Source organism: Streptomyces sp. NRRL B-3229 (genome assembly GCF_000719505.1).
Classification (GTDB): Bacteria; Actinomycetota; Actinomycetes; order Streptomycetales; family Streptomycetaceae; genus Streptomyces; species Streptomyces griseorubiginosus.
In genome coordinates, this window is the sequence record NZ_JOGP01000006.1 from 293,992 (window position 1) to 311,052 (window position 17,061).

General features: G+C 66.8%; 24 protein-coding genes. 1 reads left to right on the top strand and 23 read right to left on the bottom strand.

Translation table 11 applies throughout. The annotated features are described in order from the left end of the window. Position 1 precedes the first annotated feature (1 nt). The 19 genes from rpsE to rpsJ all read right to left on the bottom strand — a co-directional run bounded on the left by rpsE (position 2) and on the right by rpsJ (position 9,129). Positions 2 to 607: a 30S ribosomal protein S5 gene (rpsE, locus tag IF54_RS0111570; RefSeq protein ID WP_009190144.1), complete on the bottom strand. Its 606-nt coding sequence runs from the start codon at positions 605 to 607 to the stop codon at positions 2 to 4. Between the two features lie 39 nt (positions 608 to 646). Continuing rightward, a complete protein-coding gene (rplR, locus tag IF54_RS0111575) occupies positions 647 to 1,030 on the bottom strand; it encodes a 50S ribosomal protein L18 (RefSeq protein WP_030317315.1) in 384 nt (127 codons plus the stop codon). A 3-nt stretch (positions 1,031 to 1,033) separates the two neighbouring features. Further along, a complete protein-coding gene (rplF, locus tag IF54_RS0111580; RefSeq protein ID WP_030317317.1) occupies positions 1,034 to 1,573 on the bottom strand; it encodes a 50S ribosomal protein L6 in 540 nt (179 codons plus the stop codon). A gap of 25 nt (positions 1,574 to 1,598) precedes the next feature. After that, complete coding sequence (rpsH, locus tag IF54_RS0111585) at positions 1,599 to 1,997, bottom strand: 30S ribosomal protein S8 (RefSeq protein ID WP_007384075.1); 399 nt, start codon at positions 1,995 to 1,997, stop codon at positions 1,599 to 1,601. Between the two features lie 210 nt (positions 1,998 to 2,207). After that, on the bottom strand, positions 2,208 to 2,393 hold the full coding sequence (locus IF54_RS0111590) for a type Z 30S ribosomal protein S14 (protein WP_003956452.1): 186 nt from the start codon (positions 2,391 to 2,393) through the stop codon (positions 2,208 to 2,210). 5 nt (positions 2,394 to 2,398) lie between these two features. Next, entirely contained in the window at positions 2,399 to 2,956 is a 558-nt protein-coding gene (gene rplE, locus IF54_RS0111595) for a 50S ribosomal protein L5 (RefSeq protein WP_020135807.1), read from the bottom strand. Continuing rightward, a complete protein-coding gene (rplX, locus tag IF54_RS0111600; protein WP_003992365.1) occupies positions 2,956 to 3,279 on the bottom strand; it encodes a 50S ribosomal protein L24 in 324 nt (107 codons plus the stop codon). The genes rplE and rplX overlap by 1 nt, the downstream gene beginning before the upstream one ends. A 2-nt stretch (positions 3,280 to 3,281) precedes the next feature. Then, a complete protein-coding gene (gene rplN, locus IF54_RS0111605; RefSeq protein WP_003998823.1) occupies positions 3,282 to 3,650 on the bottom strand; it encodes a 50S ribosomal protein L14 in 369 nt (122 codons plus the stop codon). Positions 3,651 to 3,751: 101 nt separating this feature from the next. Next, a complete protein-coding gene (gene rpsQ / locus IF54_RS0111610; RefSeq protein WP_007384073.1) occupies positions 3,752 to 4,039 on the bottom strand; it encodes a 30S ribosomal protein S17 in 288 nt (95 codons plus the stop codon). After that, positions 4,039 to 4,263 (bottom strand): 50S ribosomal protein L29, encoded by a 225-nt coding sequence (gene rpmC / locus IF54_RS0111615; protein WP_005481220.1) that lies wholly within the window; start codon positions 4,261 to 4,263, stop codon positions 4,039 to 4,041. The genes rpsQ and rpmC overlap by 1 nt, the downstream gene beginning before the upstream one ends. Next, positions 4,263 to 4,682, bottom strand: coding sequence for a 50S ribosomal protein L16 (gene rplP, locus IF54_RS0111620; RefSeq protein WP_004927269.1), 420 nt, complete (start codon positions 4,680 to 4,682; stop codon positions 4,263 to 4,265). Before rplP ends, rpmC begins: the two co-directional genes overlap by 1 nt. A 5-nt stretch (positions 4,683 to 4,687) precedes the next feature. Next, a complete protein-coding gene (gene rpsC / locus IF54_RS0111625; protein ID WP_030317320.1) occupies positions 4,688 to 5,518 on the bottom strand; it encodes a 30S ribosomal protein S3 in 831 nt (276 codons plus the stop codon). Further along, positions 5,518 to 5,865, bottom strand: a complete 348-nt coding sequence (gene rplV, locus IF54_RS0111630) for a 50S ribosomal protein L22 (RefSeq protein WP_003974262.1) — start codon at positions 5,863 to 5,865, stop codon at positions 5,518 to 5,520. Before rplV ends, rpsC begins: the two co-directional genes overlap by 1 nt. A 44-nt stretch (positions 5,866 to 5,909) precedes the next feature. Next, the gene (rpsS, locus tag IF54_RS0111635) at positions 5,910 to 6,191 is read right to left on the bottom strand and encodes a 30S ribosomal protein S19 (RefSeq protein ID WP_007384069.1); all 282 of its coding nucleotides are present in this window, start codon (positions 6,189 to 6,191) and stop codon (positions 5,910 to 5,912) included. 12 nt (positions 6,192 to 6,203) lie between these two features. Next, complete coding sequence (gene rplB, locus IF54_RS0111640; protein ID WP_030039757.1) at positions 6,204 to 7,040, bottom strand: 50S ribosomal protein L2; 837 nt, start codon at positions 7,038 to 7,040, stop codon at positions 6,204 to 6,206. 38 nt (positions 7,041 to 7,078) lie between these two features. Beyond that, on the bottom strand, positions 7,079 to 7,498 hold the full coding sequence (gene rplW / locus IF54_RS0111645) for a 50S ribosomal protein L23 (RefSeq protein ID WP_020135809.1): 420 nt from the start codon (positions 7,496 to 7,498) through the stop codon (positions 7,079 to 7,081). Then, positions 7,498 to 8,154 carry a 50S ribosomal protein L4 gene (rplD, locus tag IF54_RS0111650; RefSeq protein ID WP_020135810.1) on the bottom strand — a complete coding sequence of 219 codons (657 nt, stop codon included), beginning with the start codon at positions 8,152 to 8,154 and terminating at the stop codon, positions 7,498 to 7,500. The genes rplW and rplD overlap by 1 nt, the downstream gene beginning before the upstream one ends. 4 nt (positions 8,155 to 8,158) lie before the next feature. Beyond that, positions 8,159 to 8,803 (bottom strand): 50S ribosomal protein L3, encoded by a 645-nt coding sequence (rplC, locus tag IF54_RS0111655; protein WP_020135811.1) that lies wholly within the window; start codon positions 8,801 to 8,803, stop codon positions 8,159 to 8,161. A gap of 17 nt (positions 8,804 to 8,820) precedes the next feature. After that, a complete protein-coding gene (gene rpsJ, locus IF54_RS0111660) occupies positions 8,821 to 9,129 on the bottom strand; it encodes a 30S ribosomal protein S10 (protein WP_003948644.1) in 309 nt (102 codons plus the stop codon). Positions 9,130 to 9,684: 555 nt separating this feature from the next. On the opposite strand from rpsJ, the gene IF54_RS0111665 reads away from it, so the two are divergent. Continuing rightward, positions 9,685 to 11,637 (top strand): PKD domain-containing protein, encoded by a 1,953-nt coding sequence (locus IF54_RS0111665; protein WP_030317323.1) that lies wholly within the window; start codon positions 9,685 to 9,687, stop codon positions 11,635 to 11,637. A gap of 8 nt (positions 11,638 to 11,645) precedes the next feature. Here IF54_RS0111665 and IF54_RS0111670 read toward each other — a convergent pair whose 3' ends face one another. The 4 genes from IF54_RS0111670 to fusA form a co-directional block, all read right to left on the bottom strand. Then, positions 11,646 to 11,999 (bottom strand): hypothetical protein, encoded by a 354-nt coding sequence (locus tag IF54_RS0111670; RefSeq protein ID WP_051735406.1) that lies wholly within the window; start codon positions 11,997 to 11,999, stop codon positions 11,646 to 11,648. A gap of 76 nt (positions 12,000 to 12,075) precedes the next feature. After that, entirely contained in the window at positions 12,076 to 13,281 is a 1,206-nt protein-coding gene (locus IF54_RS0111675; RefSeq protein WP_030317327.1) for an acyltransferase family protein, read from the bottom strand. 298 nt (positions 13,282 to 13,579) lie between these two features. Then, positions 13,580 to 14,773, bottom strand: a complete 1,194-nt coding sequence (gene tuf / locus IF54_RS0111680) for an elongation factor Tu (RefSeq protein WP_007384061.1) — start codon at positions 14,771 to 14,773, stop codon at positions 13,580 to 13,582. A gap of 154 nt (positions 14,774 to 14,927) precedes the next feature. Next, positions 14,928 to 17,054 carry an elongation factor G gene (gene fusA, locus IF54_RS0111685; RefSeq protein ID WP_030317328.1) on the bottom strand — a complete coding sequence of 709 codons (2,127 nt, stop codon included), beginning with the start codon at positions 17,052 to 17,054 and terminating at the stop codon, positions 14,928 to 14,930. Positions 17,055 to 17,061: the final 7 nt, after the last annotated feature.

A 17,061-nucleotide genomic window follows, 5' to 3' on the forward strand; every position in this document is an offset into this window, starting at 1 on the left:
ATTACGCACCCGCCCCGGCACGCGCACGGAGAAGAGCCGCGGGAGCGACGTCCTCGAGCGGCAGACCACGGCGGGCCGCGATCTCCTCGGGACGCTGCAGACCCTTCAGGGCCTCCACGGTCGCGTGCACGATGTTGATCGCGTTGTCGGAGCCGAGCGACTTCGACAGCACGTCGTGGATACCGGCGCACTCGAGCACGGCACGCACCGGACCACCGGCGATAACACCGGTACCGGGCGACGCGGGCTTCAGGAGCACAACGCCGGCAGCCTTCTCACCCTGGATGGGGTGCGGGATGGTGCCCTGGATACGGGGGACCTTGAAGAAGTGCTTCTTGGCCTCCTCAACACCCTTGGCGATGGCGGCCGGCACCTCCTTGGCCTTGCCGTAACCGACACCCACGGTGCCGTCACCGTCGCCCACCACGACCAGCGCGGTGAAGCTGAAGCGACGACCACCCTTCACAACCTTGGCGACGCGGTTGATCGCGACAACGCGCTCAACGTACGCGGTCTTCTCGGCGGCAGCAGCGCCGCCGTCACGGCCCTTCCGGTCCCGCCGCTCGCCGCCACCGGCACCGCCACCGCGGCGCTGGGGTCCAGCCATTGGAATTACCTCTCTCTTTTTCCGCTAGCTACGAACGGCTCAGAACTTCAAGCCGGCTTCGCGGGCGGCGTCCGCCAGGGCGGCGATGCGCCCGGCGTACTGGTTGCCACCACGGTCGAACACGACAGCCTCGACACCGGCGGCCTTGGCGCGCTCGGCGACCAGGGCACCGACCTGCTTGGCCTGCGCCGACTTGTCGCCCTCGCCACCGCGCACCGTGGTGTCCAGGGTGGACGCCGACGCCAGGGTGTGACCCTTGATGTCGTCGATCACCTGGGCCACGATGTGGCGGTTGGAGCGGGTAACGACCAGACGGGGACGCTCCGCCGTACCGGAGATCCGCTTGCGGATCCGGATGTGACGGCGCTTGATCGCGGCGCGCTTGTAGGCGTCGCCCTTCAGGATCTTCTGTCCGTATGCCATGGCTTACTTACCCGCCTTTCCGACCTTGCGGCGGATGACTTCGCCCTCGTACTTGACGCCCTTGGCCTTGTACGGGTCGGGCTTGCGCAGCTTGCGGATGTTGGCCGCAACCTCGCCGACCTTCTGCTTGTCGATGCCCTCGACCGAGAACCGGGTGGGGGCCTCCACCTTGAAGGTGATGCCCTCGGGGGCCTCGACGGTGATCGGGTGGCTGTAGCCGAGAGCGAACTCGAGGTTCGAACCCTTGGCCGTCACGCGGTAACCGACACCGCTGATCTCGAGCTTCTTCACGTAACCCTGGGTCACGCCGGTGATCATGTTCGCCACCAGCGTGCGGGACAGGCCGTGCAGGGCCTTGTTCTGACGCTCGTCGTTGGGGCGGGTGACGTTGAGAACGCCGTCCTCACCCTTGGCGATGTCGATCGGCGCAGCGACGGTGTGCGAGAGGGTGCCCTTGGGGCCCTTCACCGAAACCGTACGGCCGTCGATGGTGACGTCCACGTCGGCGGGAACCGTGATGGGGAGCTTGCCAATACGCGACATAGCTGTTTCCTCCGATTCCTTTCCGCTACCAGACGTAGGCGAGGACTTCTCCGCCTACGCCCTTCTTGCCGGCCTGCTTGTCGGTGAGGAGCCCGTGGGACGTGGAGATGATGGCCACGCCCAGGCCGCCGAGCACCTTCGGCAGGTTGGTGGACTTCGCGTACACCCGGAGACCGGGCTTGGAGATCCGCTTGATGCCCGCGATGGAGCGCTCACGGTTCGGGCCGAACTTCAGCTCGAGGACGAGGTTCTTGCCGACCTCGGCGTCCTCGACCTTCCAGCCCGTGATGAAGCCCTCCTGCTGGAGGATCTCCGCGATGTGCGACTTGATCTTGGACGCCGGCATCGTCACGGAGTCGTGGTATGCCGAGTTCGCGTTCCGCAGACGCGTAAGCATGTCTGCGATCGGATCAGTCATGGTCATGAATTGGCCTTCGGCCTCTCTCGCCGGGGTTTCCAGGTGCCCATCCCTCTCCTCGATCCGAGACGAGGCGGGTGCGGTGCGGTGGACCTACGGCGTAGTAAGTCGTACGGGCGTCAGGGCGCCCAACCCTCCTAGCCTAAGCCATGGAGGGGTGGGCCCCTGACCAAACCCTTTGCTTACCGAGAGCTTCAGGTAACCCCAACTAGGGGATTACCAGGAGCTCTTGGTCACGCCCGGCAGCTCGCCACGGTGAGCCATCTCACGAAGGCACACGCGGCACAGGCCGAACTTGCGGTACACGGAGTGCGGACGGCCGCAGCGCTGGCAGCGGGTGTACGCACGCACACCGAACTTGGGCTTGCGAGCAGCCTTGGCAATCAGAGCCTTCTTCGCCATCTCGCTCACGCCTCCTTGAAGGGGAAGCCGAGGTGACGAAGGAGCGCGCGGCCCTCAGCGTCGTTGGTCGCCGTGGTCACCACGGTGATGTCCATGCCCCGGGTACGGTCGATCTTGTCCTGGTCGATCTCGTGGAACATGACCTGCTCGGTGAGACCGAAGGTGTAGTTGCCACGGCCGTCGAACTGCTTGGGGGACAGACCACGGAAGTCGCGGATGCGCGGCAGCGCGAGCGACAGGGTGCGGTCCAGGAACTCCCACATGCGGTCGCCACGGAGCGTGACGTGGGCACCGATCGGCTGGCCCTCACGCAGCTTGAACTGCGCGATGGACTTGCGGGCCTTGGTGACGGCCGGCTTCTGACCGGTGATCGTGGTGAGGTCGCGGATGGCGCCCTCGATCAGCTTGGAGTCGCGGGCGGCGTCGCCCACACCCATGTTGACCACGATCTTGACGAGGCCGGGGATCTGCATGACGTTCTCGTACTTGAACTCGTCACGCAGCTTGCCCGCGATCTCCTCGCGGTACTTCGTCTTGAGACGCGGAGTCGTGGTGGTAGCCATCAGATGTCCTCACCCGTCCGCTTGGCAACGCGGATCTTGTTGCCCTCGTCGTCGAAGCGGTAACCGACACGCGTGACGACCTTGTTGCCGTCCTTCTCCACGACCAGCTGGACGTTGGAGACGTGGATCGGGGCCTCGGTCGTGACGATGCCGCCGGCCTGCGAACCGCGAGCGGTCGGACCGGCCTTGGTGTGCTTCTTGACCCGGTTGACACCCTCGACCAGGACGCGGTCCTCGCGGGGGAAGGCCGCGATGACCTTGCCCTGCTTGCCCTTGTCCTTACCGGTGATGACCTGGACCAGGTCGCCCTTCTTGATCTTCATGCTTACAGCACCTCCGGAGCCAGCGAGATGATCTTCATGAACTTCTTCTCGCGCAGCTCACGCCCGACCGGGCCGAAGATGCGGGTGCCGCGAGGGTCGCCGTCGTTCTTCAGAATGACGGCGGCGTTCTCGTCGAAGCGGATGTACGAGCCGTCCGGACGGCGGCGCTCCTTGACGGTGCGAACGATGACCGCCTTGACGACGTCACCCTTCTTCACGTTGCCACCGGGGATCGCGTCCTTGACGGTGGCGACGATGACGTCACCGATGCCCGCGTAGCGGCGACCGGAGCCACCGAGCACACGGATGCAAAGGATCTCCTTCGCACCAGTGTTGTCGGCGACACGCAGTCGCGACTCCTGCTGGATCACGTCTATCTCCTGTTTGTCTGCCGGTTCCCCGGGCGGGTGTGCAAGTTACACACCCGCCCGGAGCCTGGCGGAACTGTCCTGCTGGATGATCCCCGCAGGAATTACTTGGCCTTCTCGAGGATCTCGACGACGCGCCAGCGCTTGGTCGCCGACAGCGGGCGGGTCTCCGCGAGGAGGACCCGGTCGCCGACGCCGGCAGCGTTCTGCTCGTCGTGCGCCTTGAGCTTGTTGGTACGGCGGATGACCTTGCCGTACAGCGCGTGCTTGACGCGGTCCTCGACGGCGACGACGACGGTCTTGTCCATCTTGTCGCTGACGACGAGACCCTCACGGGTCTTGCGGAAGCCGCGGGCCTCTGCAGTCTGCTCAGTCACGTTGCTCTCACTCATCAGGCGCTCTCCACCGTCTCGATGCCCAGCTCGCGCTCACGCATCAGGGTGTAGATCCGCGCGATGTCCTTACGGACGGCCTTGAGCCGACCGTGGTTCTCGAGCTGACCGGTCGCCGCCTGGAAGCGGAGGTTGAACAGCTCTTCCTTGGCTTCGCGGAGCTTGTTCAGCAGCTCCTCGTCACCCAGTTCGCGCAGCTCGGACGCCTTGGTACCGGCCGACATCACGCTTCACCTGCCTCGCGCTTGACGATCCGGCACTTCATCGGCAGCTTGTGGGCTGCGCGAGTCAGGGCCTCACGGGCGATCTTCTCGTTGGGGTAGGACAGCTCGAACATGACCCGGCCCGGGTGCACGTTCGCGATCCACCACTCCGGCGAACCCTTACCGGAACCCATGCGGGTCTCGGCAGGCTTCTTCGTGAGCGGGCGGTCCGGGTAGATGTTGATCCAGACCTTGCCGCCACGCTTGATGTGGCGGGTCATCGCGATACGGGCCGCCTCGATCTGGCGGTTGGTCACGTACGCCGGCGTGAGGGCCTGAATGCCGTACTCGCCGAACGCGACCGTCGTACCGCCCTTGGCCTGACCACGGCGCTTCGGGTGGTGCTGCTTGCGGTGCTTGACCCTACGGGGGATCAGCATGTCGGTCAGGCCTCCGTTCCGGTGCTCTCAGCCGGAGCGGCGGCGGCGGGGGCCTCGGCCTTGGGGGCCTCGGCGCCGGCAGCCTGCTGCGGCTTACGACCGCGCCCGCCGCGCTCGCCACCACGGCCACCACGGGCCGGGCGGTCGGCGCCACCACGGGCCGGGCGGTTACCCGCACGGGCCGCAGCGTTCTCGGCGCGGACCTCGGCGATGTTCTTGACATCGCCCTTGTAGATCCAGACCTTCACACCGATGCGGCCGAAGGTCGTCTTGGCCTCGAAGAAGCCGTAGTCCACGTTCGCGCGGAGCGTGTGCAGGGGCACACGGCCCTCGCGGTAGAACTCCGAGCGGGACATCTCGGCGCCACCGAGGCGGCCACCGCACTGGATCTTGATGCCCTTGGCGCCGGCCTTCATCGCCGACTGCATGCTCTTACGCATGGCGCGACGGAAGGAGACGCGGGAGGAGAGCTGCTCGGCAACGGCCTGAGCAACCAGCTGAGCGTCCGTCTCGGGGTTCTTGACCTCGAGGATGTTCAGCTGGACCTGCTTGCCCGTGAGCTTCTCGAGGTCACCGCGGATGCGGTCGGCCTCGGCGCCACGGCGGCCGATCACGATGCCCGGACGAGCGGTGTGGATGTCCACACGCACACGGTCACGGGTGCGCTCGATCTCCACCTTGGAGATGCCGGCGCGCTCCATGCCGGACGTCATCATCCGACGGATGGCGACGTCTTCCTTGACGTAGTCCTTGTACAGCTTGTCGGCGTACCAACGCGACTTGAAGTCGGTCGTGACACCGAGCCGGAACCCGTGCGGGTTTACCTTCTGGCCCATTACCGGGTTCCTTCCTTGCTGCTGACGACCACGGTGATGTGGCTGGTCCGCTTGCGGATCCGGTAGGCACGGCCCTGGGCACGCGGACGGAACCGCTTCAGGGTCGGGCCCTCGTCGACGTACGCCTCGGAGATGAAGAGGCTGTCGGCGTCGGTGTGGTCGTAGTTGTGCGCGGCGTTGGCGATGGCGCTGTCCAGCACCTTGCCGACGGGCACTGAGGCTGCCTGCGGAGCGAATCGCAGAACAGCCTGAGCCTCCGTGGCATCCATGCCACGGATAAGGTCCACCACTCGGCGGGCCTTCATGGGCGTAACGCGGATGTACCGCGCCTGGGCCCTGGCTTCCATGGTTGTCCCTCTCAGTTACTTACGTGTCTGAATGCGATCCGCTACTAGCGGCGCTTCGACTTCCGGTCGTCCTTGACGTGACCCCGGAAGGTGCGCGTCGGCGAGAACTCGCCGAGCTTGTGGCCGACCATCGACTCGGTGACGAACACCGGGATGTGGGTCTTGCCGTTGTGCACCGCGATCGTGTGGCCGAGCATGGCCGGGACGATCATCGAGCGACGGGACCAGGTCTTGATGACGTTCTTGGAACCGGCTTCGTTCTGGGCGTCCACCTTCTTGATCAGGTGGTCGTCGACGAAGGGCCCCTTCTTGAGACTGCGCGGCATCTAAACCCGCTCCTAGCGCTTCTTGTTCGTCTTGCGGCGGCGGACGATGTACTTGTTCGAAGCCTTCTTCGGCGAACGAGTACGACCCTCCTTCTGACCCCAGGGGCTGACCGGGTGGCGACCACCGGAGGTCTTGCCCTCACCACCACCGTGGGGGTGGTCAACCGGGTTCATCGCCACACCGCGGACGGTCGGGCGGACGCCCAGCCAGCGCTTGCGGCCGGCCTTGCCCCAGTTGATGTTGCTCTGCTCGGCGTTGCCGACCTCGCCGACCGTGGCGCGGCAGCGCTGGTCGACCAGGCGGATCTCACCGGACGGCATGCGGAGGTGGGCCATGGTGCCCTCCTTCGCGAGCAGCTGCACCGAGGCACCGGCGGAGCGGGCGAACTTGGCGCCGCCACCGGGACGGATCTCGATCGCGTGGATCGTGGTACCGACCGGGATGTTGCGGAGCGCCAGGTTGTTGCCCGGCTTGATGTCGGCCCCGGGACCGTTCTCGACGCGGTCACCCTGCTGGAGGTTGCGCGGGGCGAGGATGTAGCGCTTCTCGCCGTCCGCGTAGTGCAGCAGCGCGATGCGCGCGGTGCGGTTGGGGTCGTACTCGATGTGCGCGACCTTCGCCGGCACGCCGTCCTTGTCGTGACGACGGAAGTCGATCACGCGGTAGGCGCGCTTGTGTCCGCCACCCTGGTGGCGAACGGTCACACGACCGGCGTTGTTACGGCCGCCCTTGCTGTGCAGGGGGCGGACCAGCGACTTCTCCGGCGTGGACCGCGTGACCTCGACGAAGTCGGCGACGCTGGAGCCACGACGGCCCGGCGTAGTCGGCTTGTACTTGCGGATTCCCATTTCTCAGTCCTCGTCCGATATCGGACGATCCGACCCGCTTACGCGGTCGGACCGCCGAAGATGTCGATACGGTCGCCCTCGGCAAGGGTCACGATCGCGCGCTTGCTGCCCGCACGCTGACCGAAACCGGTCTTCGTGCGCTTGCGCTTGCCCTGGCGGTTGAGCGTGTTCACGCCGGTGACCTTGACCGAGAAGACCGCCTGGACGGCCTGCTTGATCTGGGTCTTGTTGGCGTTGGGGGCGACGATGAACGTGTACTTGCCCTCGTCGAGAAGCGCGTAGCTCTTCTCGGACACGACCGGCTTCAGCAGCACGTCACGGTGGTCCGTGAACGCCTTGCTCGGCGCGGTGACGACGGTGTTCTTGCCCTCGGCGGCGTGGCGGCGCGCCTTGGCGACGCGCGCGGCCTTGGCGGCCTTCGCAGCCTTGGAGGCGATGCTCGGGTGACGCGTAGCCATCAGGCCTCGCTCCCTTCGGTGTCATTGGCCTTCGGGCCGGACACGAAGGACTCGAAAGCGGCCTGGGTGAAGACCACGTCGTCCGAGACGAGAACGTCGTACGTGTTCAGCTGGCCCGGCTCCAGGATGTGGACCTGGGGCAGGTTGCGGGCGGACAGCCACGAGGCCTCGTCGGCGCGGTCGACGACCAGGAGCAGGTTCTTGCGCTCCGAGATCTTGCCGAACAGCGTCTTGGCGGCCTTCGTCGACGGGTTCGCACCCTCGACGACGCCGGAGACGACGTGGATCCGGTTGTGACGGGCCCGGTCGGTGAGGGCGTGGCGCAGGGCCGCGGCCTTCATCTTCTTCGGGGTCCGCTGCGAGTAGTCACGCGGCACGGGGCCGTGGACGACGCCACCGCCGGCGAACTGCGGCGCACGGGTCGAACCCTGACGGGCGCGGCCGGTGCCCTTCTGGCGGTACGGCTTCTTGCCGCCACCACGGACCTCGCCACGCGTCTTGGTCTTGTGCGTGCCCTGACGGGCAGCGGCCAGCTGCGCGACGACGACCTGGTGGATCAGCGGGATGCTGACCTTCTCGACGTCGAAGATCTCGGCCGGGAGCTCGACGGTCCCGGCGGTGTCGCCGGAGGGCGACAGAATGTCAATGGTGCTCATATCCTCAGGCCCCCTTGGCCGCGGTGCGGACCAGGACGAGGCCGCCGTTCGGACCAGGAACCGCGCCCTTGATGAGCAGCAGGCCCTTCTCCGCGTCAACGGCGTGAACGGTCAGGTTCTGGGTGGTGACCCGCTCGTTGCCCATGCGACCCGCCATGCGGAGGCCCTTGAACACGCGGCCCGGGGTGGCGCAGCCACCGATGGAACCGGGCGAGCGGTGCTTGCGCTGGGTGCCGTGACCGGCGCCGAGGCCCTTGAAGTTGTGACGCTTCATGACACCGGCGAAGCCCTTGCCCTTGCTCTTGCCGGTCACGTCGACCTTGATCCCGGCCTCGAACACCTCAGCGGTGATCTCCTGGCCGAGGGTGTACTCGGAGGCGTCCGCGGTGCGGATCTCGACGAGGTGACGACGCGGGGTGACATCGGCCTTGGCGAAGTGGCCCTTGAGGGGCTTGTTCACCTTGCGCGGGTCGATCTCGCCGAACGCGATCTGGACGGACTCGTAGCCGTCGACATCGTTCGTACGGACCTGGGTCACGACATTGGGGCCGGCCTTGACGACGGTGACCGGAACAACACGGTTGTTCTCGTCCCACACCTGCGTCATGCCGAGCTTCTCGCCCAGGATGCCCTTGATCTGCTTAGCCATCGTTCAGATCACCGGCCTCAGAGCTTGATCTCGATGTCGACACCGGCCGGGAGGTCGAGTCGCATCAGAGAGTCAACGGTCTTGGGGGTCGGGTCGAGGATGTCGATCAGGCGCTTGTGCGTGCGCATCTCGAAGTGCTCGCGCGAGTCCTTGTACTTGTGCGGCGACTTGATGACGCAGTACACGTTCTTCTCAGTGGGCAGCGGCACCGGGCCCGCGACCGACGCACCAGTGCGAGTCACCGTCTCGACGATCTTCTTCGCCGAGGAGTCGATGACCTCGTGGTCGTAGGCCTTGAGCCGGATGCGGATCTTCTGTCCCGCCATGGCTACTCGTTAGTCCTGTCTCTCTACAGCTCTGGAACCCGGTGTTCCCTTGACTTCCGCCGACCCACGCGGTCGGGTGTGTCGCACCCTCACTGACACAGATGTCCCTTGTTCGAACATCTTTTGCCTGAGAAAGAGGTCCACCGGGTGCCTGGTCGGCGCCGCACTGACACTTCCCGGAAGATTCCCGTACGTCCGCCCCAGCGCTGCCTTACGGCAGTTGGAACGACGAGTACTGTGGGACTCGCTTCCGGTCCCCCCGGCGGGAGGCGCGCAGCATCAACACTCGACCGAGCAACCCCGCTAGTCTGCCATACGGGGCACGGGCCTGGCCAATCGAGCGGGAGACAATACCCCGAGAGTGACGCAGGTCAAACATAGGTCCCTCTCTCCGCCGGAAAACGCCGGACCGGACGTATGCCTTCCGGTGCTGGTCTACGCTGTGTCGCCTGGTGCACACAGAGCGCGTGGGGACGCGCTCGGGGGGTTGGGGGCTTGCACATGTCATCAGTGCTGCGCAGATCCGGTCGCCCGCTCTTGCGGGCGGGAATATCCATGGGTACGGCCGTCCTGATCCTCGGGCTGCTGCCGGTCACCGCCGAGGCGCACCGCGACGGGTGCCACCGCTGGCACTCATGCCCGTCCGACACGGGGTCGTACGTCTGCGGGGACCTCGGCTACGACACCTACTGCGGGGGCTCAGGAGGAGGCGGGCTGTCGGAGTCCCTGGACCTGACCGCACCGGAGCAGCCGAGGATCGCCCGGCCGCACGCGGTCAGCGGAGGGCGGGTCCGTCTGACCGTCACGGCGGAAAAGGGCTCACGGATCGAGGTGGCCGAGACCGACGGGTTCGGCATCGCCGAGGACACCGTGGCGACGGCCACGGCCACCGGCGGCCCCCAGACGATCACCTTCAAGGCAGGCGACGGCAGCCACACCTATGCGGTCACCGCCACGGACAGCGCCGACAACGTGAGTGACGCCGCGGACGACATCACCGTGGACGTGGACGCCGAGGCCCCTGAGATCGCGGGCTTCTCCACCACCGATCCGGATCCGACCAGCGCCACCGCCGCGGTGTCGTTCGACTCCGAGGCCGGTGCCGCATACGCGTTGACCGTGTCGGGCCGCAAGGAGCGGCTGACCGGCACGATCGACAGCGGCGGCAGTGTCTCGGACGCAGCACTCGTCCTCCCCGACGGCAGTTACACCCTCCGGCTCACGGTCACGGACGCAGCGGGCAACGCCAGGCATGCAGAACGGAAGCTGCGCGTGGCCCTCGGCGAGCTCGCCCCTCGGCTGACTGCCGAACAGGCGTCGGGGGCCGACCATGTGCGGTTCACTGTCACCGCCCCGCCGCAGAGCAGGGGCAGCCTCACCCTGGGCGACACCGTGCGACGGGTCTTCACGACGGACAGCCACGGGCTGGCCGAGGTCAGCGCGGAGCTGCCGGACGGCAGATATCCGGCACCGGTCGTCGAGGTCACCGACCGCTACGGGCGCCAGGGGCGTACAAGCGGCCGGAAGCTGGTCGTCGACACCGTCGCTCCAGTGCTGACGGTCAGGCCGGACAGCAACCGCGCAGCTCACGGTGACCTGTCTCTGGCCGTGACAGCCGAGGCACGCACCCGGATCACGGTGGCATACGACGCAGACGTCCAGGACCACTTCACCGCCTCGGGACAGGCGACCACGGTGAGCAGGGCCTTCTCCCCCGGTACGTACGGAGTGACGGTCACCGCCACGGACCCCTACGGCAATGTCACGACCAAGAGGCTCAGCGTGACGGTGGACGACCGGCGTACCGCCGGTGACTGGCTGGTCCTGCTGGTGCAGCTGTTCCTGCTCCTCGGACTGATCGTCGCCGTCCTGTACATCCTCCGCCGCACCCGGCCGGCCCGCGAGGCGCGTCGGACCAGGCGTGCGGTCGACCAGTACGAGCGGGACCTGGCCGGCTGGGAGCGCGAGCGGGCCCGGCTGGTCGAACTCGCCGAGTTCGCCGCCGAGTTGGGGCAGGAGGGGTCGGGTACCGGGGGATGGCTCGCGGCCTGGGGCCGGCGACGACGGGACGAGTCCGTGTGGTGGGTGACCGACGCCGACATGGTTCAGCCCGCCACGAACGGCCAGGAGATCGCCGTACGCGACTCGGGAACCCTGGTGGTCACCGACCAGCGGCTGGTGTTCATGGGCCGTACCCGGCGCGAGTGGCTGTTCGCGAAGCTGGAGCACATCGAGCACGTCGGCCACGACACCACGCTGATGCGGGTGAGCAACCGCGCGAACGTGTCCGGGGTCCGCTACCGACGGGAAACCGAAAGGACGCGTCTCGCCGTCGACTCGGCCGTCGCCGACGCGCCCAGGGGAGTCACGCCCGCGCTCGGCACCGGACGCGGCCTCCTCCTGTCCCGCTTGCGGCAGGGAGTCAAAGCCCACGACCGGCTGCGGCCCGCCGCGCCGGAGCCTTCCTCGCCTGTCGGCCGACACGAACCGGCGGGCACGGGGGTCTGACTCCAGGGCTAAGGCCAGTCCACCAGCGCCGCGAACAGGACGTACACGACCGGCACCAGCGCCGGTGCCGCGAGTGCGAGCCCTGCTCGCCGGGCCGCGTTGCGACGCTCCCACGGCAACGCCCATCCGGCGGCCAGCAGGAACAGCGCAAGGCCCAGCCCCCCGAGCAGCACCGGAAACGCGACGCCGAAGCTCGACTCGAAGCGGTCGGCCTCGGGGGCCGAGCAGGAGTCGCAGGCCATCGCCGAGAAGCCGCCGATGAAGTACACGAGCACACAGGCGGGCAGGGTCAGAAGCGTCGAGACCAGCGGGGCGACCCAGGCTCCGGTCGCGCGGTCGTCGTCGGGTATGAGGTCCGGCATGGGTCCATCACAGCGCGCGGACATCCCCGGCCGCATGAGCGTTCGTACTCAGAAAGAACCGTCGGCGCGACGGAGTTCAGGCCCCCGCGTTCCGCAGCCGCGCGAACGACGTGTCCAGCCCCCGCTTCAGCAGTCCCGCCACCGGCCGCTCCACGAACCGGTGCACCAGCCAGCTCAGCAGCATGAACCCGGCGATGACGGAGACGACCAGCAGACGGGCGTCCATCGTGTCGCGGAGGCGGTTGATCAGCGTCGTGCCGGCCGCGTAGTGCATCAGGTACAGCGGATACGTCAGCGCGCCCGCCGTCACCAGCCACCTGCCGCGGACGCGGTCCGTGGCGCCGAGGGCGATGGCGACCATGGCCAGCAGGAACACGGTGAAGATCAGCACGCTTCCCCGCCATCCCGACACATGCTCGACCTCGTCGATCCGGATGCCCAGTTCGCGCTGGCCCATCAGCCAGGCCATCGCGAGGATGCCCCACAGCAGCACGTCCTGGCCGAAGCGGTGCATCAGGTACAGGGCGAGGCCGGCGATGAAGTACCAGGCGCCCTCCGGGTTGGCGACCAGTTCGAGCAGGGGGAGCTTGGAGATCGGGGCGAGCATCGCCGCGGCGCCCCAGACGCAGCAGAAGACGACGACCTTGCGGTAGGTCAGGCCCGTCCACACCACGACCAGGAAGAGCAGGTAGAAGCGGAGCTCCGACCACAGGGTCCAGTAGACGCCGTCGACGTTCATGACGCCCGAACCGGACTGGAGCATCGTGACGTTGAGGAGGACGTCCCGGGTGCGCAGGCGGTCCCAGACGCCGGGCAGCAGCGTCAGGACGACGGTGGTGAAGGCGACGGCGAACCAGTACGCCGGGTAGAGGCGGATCACCCGTGACACGAAGAACTGGCGCGGACTGCGACCCCAGCACGACATGCAGATCACGAAGCCGCTGATCACGAAGAAGATCTCGACACCGATCCAGCCGTAGGAGGCGAACCGGAAGACCGTGGGCATGATGTCGGACACCGGCCGGTCCCAGACCCGGTTGCCGGGCTGGTCCACCCGGTTGGTGCCGGCGTAGTGGTGCACCGCGACCATGAGGGCGGCCAGGAGCCGGATGCCGTCGATGGCGTAGAGCCGACGGCCGGCGCGTTCGCGTACCACGGCGGCACGAGGCGTGGCACGGGCGGTGGGCCGCACCGGCACGGTGCCCGGCGGAAGCGGTTGGTGCAGGCCGCTCAGGACCCGTCGGGGTATCGACGTTCTGCGCTGCGCATCCTGCATCGACACCTGCGGGTCCGTCCGTCCTCTCGGCCGAGTCCGGGCCGGAGCGGCGACCGGACGCCTCAGGCTACGACCGCCACAACCACCTCACAGCGACCAGACAGGAACATTCAGGGCACCCTCGGCGGGGAGTTGGCCGAAGCATCCAAGGAACGTCCCGCAGAGTTCGCCGACTCTTCACCCGCTCCGCATGCAACCGGACAGGCGCCACACAGGCCGCCGGACAGGCGAAGGGGCCCGTACGACCGAAGTCGTACGGGCCCCTTCAGAGACCTAGAGGTCTCGGAGACCTGTCAGGTCAAGATCAGGCGGTGATCTTGGTGACCTGGCCGGCGCCGACCGTCCGGCCACCCTCACGGATGGCGAACTTCAGGCCCTCTTCCATGGCGACGGGCTGGATGAGCTCCACCTTCATCTCGGTGTTGTCACCCGGCATGACCATCTCGGTGCCCTCGGGGAGGGTCACCACGCCGGTCACGTCCGTCGTACGGAAGTAGAACTGCGGACGGTAGTTGTTGAAGAACGGCGTGTGGCGGCCACCCTCGTCCTTGGAGAGGATGTAGGCCTGGGCCTCGAACTGGGTGTGCGGCGTGACCGAACCCGGCTTGATGATGACCTGGCCGCGCTCGACGTCCTCGCGCTTGATGCCACGGAGGAGCAGACCGACGTTCTCACCGGCCTGGCCCTCGTCGAGCAGCTTGCGGAACATCTCGATGCCGGTGACCGTGGTGGTGGTCTTCTCGGTCTTGATGCCGATGATGTCGACGGTCTCGTTGACCTTGAGGACACCACGCTCGATACGACCGGTGACGACGGTGCCACGACCGGTGATCGTGAAGACGTCCTCGATCGGCATCAGGAACGGCTTGTCGACGTCACGCTCGGGCTGCGGGATCGCCTCGTCGACGGCGGCCATCAGGTCCAGGACCGACTGGCCCCACTCCTTGTCGCCCTCGAGAGCCTTGAGCGCCGAGACCTTGACGACGGGAACGTCGTCGCCCGGGAACTCGTACTCGGAGAGGAGCTCACGCACCTCGAGCTCGACGAGCTCCAGGATCTCCTCGTCGTCCACCATGTCGGCCTTGTTCAGGGCGACGACGATGTAGGGAACGCCGACCTGGCGGGCCAGGAGCACGTGCTCCTTGGTCTGCGGCATCGGGCCGTCGGTGGCGGCGACCACGAGGATGGCGCCGTCCATCTGCGCCGCACCCGTGATCATGTTCTTGATGTAGTCCGCGTGACCGGGGCAGTCGACGTGGGCGTAGTGACGCGTCTCGGTCTGGTACTCGACGTGCGCGATGGAGATGGTGATACCGCGCTGGCGCTCCTCGGGAGCCTTGTCGATCTGGTCGAAGGCCGAGGCCTCGTTCAGGTCCGGGTACGCGTCGTGCAGCACCTTGGTAATGGCGGCCGTAAGGGTCGTCTTACCGTGGTCGATGTGACCGATGGTGCCGATGTTGACGTGGGGCTTAGTCCGCTCGAACTTCGCCTTCGCCACGGGGTCCTCCTGTGGAGTGGTTCTGAACGCCTTGCTTCATCGGCGCCAGGTGATCTTTGCTGGAAAGCCTCGGCCCGGGGGCACTCTCCCACAAATGCGGGTGAATGCCCCTCCGGGCTCCGGAGTCAAGCCTAAAGCGTGCGAACGCGGTGCGTTACTCGCCCTTGGCCTTCGCGATGATCTCCTCGGCGACGTTCCGCGGAACCTCGGCGTAGGAGTCGAACTGCATCGAGTAGCTTGCGCGACCCGACGTCTTGCTGCGGAGGTCTCCGACGTAGCCGAACATCTCCGAGAGGGGCACGAGGCCCTTCACGACGCGGGCACCGGCCCGCTCCTCCATGGCCTGGATCTGACCACGGCGGGAGTTGATGTCGCCGATGACCTCACCCATGTAGTCCTCGGGCGTGGTGACCTCGACGGCCATCATCGGCTCGAGCAGCACGGGGGACGCCTTGCGCGCGGCCTCCTTGAAGGCCTGCGAGCCGGCGATCTTGAACGCGAGCTCGGAGGAGTCGACCTCGTGGTAGGCACCGTCGATGAGCGTGACGCGGACGCCCGTCATCTCGTAGCCCGCCAGGATGCCGAACTGCATGGCCTCCTGCGCACCGGCGTCCACCGAAGGGATGTACTCCTTCGGGATACGGCCACCGGTGACCTTGTTCACGAACTCGTACGAGGCGTCGCCGCCCTCGATGGGCTCGATCGCGATCTGCACCTTGGCGAACTGACCGGTACCACCGGTCTGCTTCTTGTGGGTGTAGTCCACGCGCTCGACGGCCTTGCGGATCGTCTCACGGTACGCGACCTGCGGCTTGCCGACGTTGGCCTCGACCTTGAACTCACGGCGCATACGGTCGACCAGCACCTCGAGGTGCAGCTCGCCCATACCACCGATGATGGTCTGGCCGGTCTCCTCGTCCGAGTGGACCTGGAAGGAGGGGTCCTCCTCCGCGAGACGCTGGATGGCGACACCCAGCTTCTCCTGGTCACCCTTGGACTTGGGCTCGATGGCGACCTGGATGACCGGCGCCGGGAAGTCCATGGACTCCAGGATCACCGGGTTCTTGTCGTCGGACAGCGTCTCACCGGTGGTGGTCTGCTTCAGGCCCATGACGGCGACGATGTCGCCAGCGCCCACCGACTCGATCTCCTCACGCTTGTTCGCGTGCATACGGTAGATCTTGCCGATGCGCTCCTTCTTGCCCTTGACGGAGTTCAGCACGGCGGAGCCGGACTCCAGGCGACCGGAGTAGATCCGGACGAAGGTGAGCTTGCCCAGGTGCGGGTCGCTCATGATCTTGAACGCCAGCGCGGACAGCGGCTCGTCGTCGGACGGCTTGCGCTTGACGACGACCTCGGGGTCCTTGACGTCGTGGCCCTCGATGGCCTCGACGTCGAGCGGGGTCGGCAGGTAGCGCACGACCGCGTCGAGCAGGGGCTGGACGCCCTTGTTCTTGAACGCGGTGCCACAGAACACCGGGGTGACGGTGACGCCGTCGGACTTGCCGGACGCGATCGTGATGCGACGGATCGCGGCGTACAGCTGCTCCTCGGTGGGCTCCTGGCCCTCCAGGAACAGCTCCATGATCTCGTCGTCGTTCTCGGCGACGGCCTCGACCAGCTTGCCGCGGTACTCCTCGGCGGCCTCGGTGTGCGTGGCCGGGATGTCGACGACGTCGTACATCTCGCCCTTCGCCGCCTCGGCGGACCACACGAGCGCCTTCATGCGGACCAGGTCCACAACGCCCTTGAAGTCCATCTCGGCACCGATCGGCAGCTGCATGACGAGCGGGACGGCACCCAGACGGTCCGAGATCATGTCCACGCAGCGGTGGAACTCGGCGCCGGTACGGTCCAGCTTGTTCACGAAGCAGATGCGCGGCACACCGTAACGGTCGGCCTGACGCCACACCGTCTCGGACTGCGGCTCCACACCCGCGACACCGTCGAACACCGTGACGGCACCGTCGAGAACGCGGAGCGAACGCTCCACCTCGACCGTGAAGTCGACGTGCCCGGGGGTGTCGATGATGTTGATCGTGTAGTCGTTGTCCTCGAGCGGCCAGTGACAGGTGGTGGCAGCAGAGGTGATCGTGATGCCACGCTCCTGCTCCTGCTCCATCCAGTCCATGGTGGCGGCGCCGTCGTGGACCTCACCGATCTTGTAGCTGACGCCGGTGTAGAAGAGGATCCGCTCGGTGGTGGTCGTCTTGCCCGCGTCGATGTGGGCCATGATCCCGATGTTGCGGACCTTGGCCAGGTCAAGTGAAGTGGTAGCCATAAGGCTT

What these genes read in the sequence shown, in the direction of transcription:
- rpsE (WP_009190144.1), bottom strand. Translation starts at nt 607, where the DNA reads ATGGCTGGACCCCAGCGCCGCGGTGGCGGTGCCGGTGGCGGCGAGCGG.
- rplR (WP_030317315.1), bottom strand. Translation starts at nt 1,030, where the DNA reads ATGGCATACGGACAGAAGATCCTGAAGGGCGACGCCTACAAGCGCGCC.
- rplF (WP_030317317.1), bottom strand. Translation starts at nt 1,573, where the DNA reads ATGTCGCGTATTGGCAAGCTCCCCATCACGGTTCCCGCCGACGTGGAC.
- rpsH (WP_007384075.1), bottom strand. Translation starts at nt 1,997, where the DNA reads ATGACCATGACTGATCCGATCGCAGACATGCTTACGCGTCTGCGGAAC.
- IF54_RS0111590 (WP_003956452.1), bottom strand. Translation starts at nt 2,393, where the DNA reads ATGGCGAAGAAGGCTCTGATTGCCAAGGCTGCTCGCAAGCCCAAGTTC.
- rplE (WP_020135807.1), bottom strand. Translation starts at nt 2,956, where the DNA reads ATGGCTACCACCACGACTCCGCGTCTCAAGACGAAGTACCGCGAGGAG.
- rplX (WP_003992365.1), bottom strand. Translation starts at nt 3,279, where the DNA reads ATGAAGATCAAGAAGGGCGACCTGGTCCAGGTCATCACCGGTAAGGAC.
- rpsQ (WP_007384073.1), bottom strand. Translation starts at nt 4,039, where the DNA reads ATGAGTGAGAGCAACGTGACTGAGCAGACTGCAGAGGCCCGCGGCTTC.
- rpmC (WP_005481220.1), bottom strand. Translation starts at nt 4,263, where the DNA reads ATGTCGGCCGGTACCAAGGCGTCCGAGCTGCGCGAACTGGGTGACGAG.
- rplP (WP_004927269.1), bottom strand. Translation starts at nt 4,682, where the DNA reads ATGCTGATCCCCCGTAGGGTCAAGCACCGCAAGCAGCACCACCCGAAG.
- rpsC (WP_030317320.1), bottom strand. Translation starts at nt 5,518, where the DNA reads ATGGGCCAGAAGGTAAACCCGCACGGGTTCCGGCTCGGTGTCACGACC.
- rplV (WP_003974262.1), bottom strand. Translation starts at nt 5,865, where the DNA reads ATGGAAGCCAGGGCCCAGGCGCGGTACATCCGCGTTACGCCCATGAAG.
- rpsS (WP_007384069.1), bottom strand. Translation starts at nt 6,191, where the DNA reads ATGCCGCGCAGTCTCAAGAAGGGGCCCTTCGTCGACGACCACCTGATC.
- rplB (WP_030039757.1), bottom strand. Translation starts at nt 7,040, where the DNA reads ATGGGAATCCGCAAGTACAAGCCGACTACGCCGGGCCGTCGTGGCTCC.
- rplW (WP_020135809.1), bottom strand. Translation starts at nt 7,498, where the DNA reads ATGGCTACGCGTCACCCGAGCATCGCCTCCAAGGCTGCGAAGGCCGCC.
- rplD (WP_020135810.1), bottom strand. Translation starts at nt 8,154, where the DNA reads ATGAGCACCATTGACATTCTGTCGCCCTCCGGCGACACCGCCGGGACC.
- rplC (WP_020135811.1), bottom strand. Translation starts at nt 8,803, where the DNA reads ATGGCTAAGCAGATCAAGGGCATCCTGGGCGAGAAGCTCGGCATGACG.
- rpsJ (WP_003948644.1), bottom strand. Translation starts at nt 9,129, where the DNA reads ATGGCGGGACAGAAGATCCGCATCCGGCTCAAGGCCTACGACCACGAG.
- IF54_RS0111665 (WP_030317323.1), top strand. Translation starts at nt 9,685, where the DNA reads ATGGGTACGGCCGTCCTGATCCTCGGGCTGCTGCCGGTCACCGCCGAG.
- IF54_RS0111670 (WP_051735406.1), bottom strand. Translation starts at nt 11,999, where the DNA reads ATGCCGGACCTCATACCCGACGACGACCGCGCGACCGGAGCCTGGGTC.
- fusA (WP_030317328.1), bottom strand. Translation starts at nt 17,054, where the DNA reads ATGGCTACCACTTCACTTGACCTGGCCAAGGTCCGCAACATCGGGATC.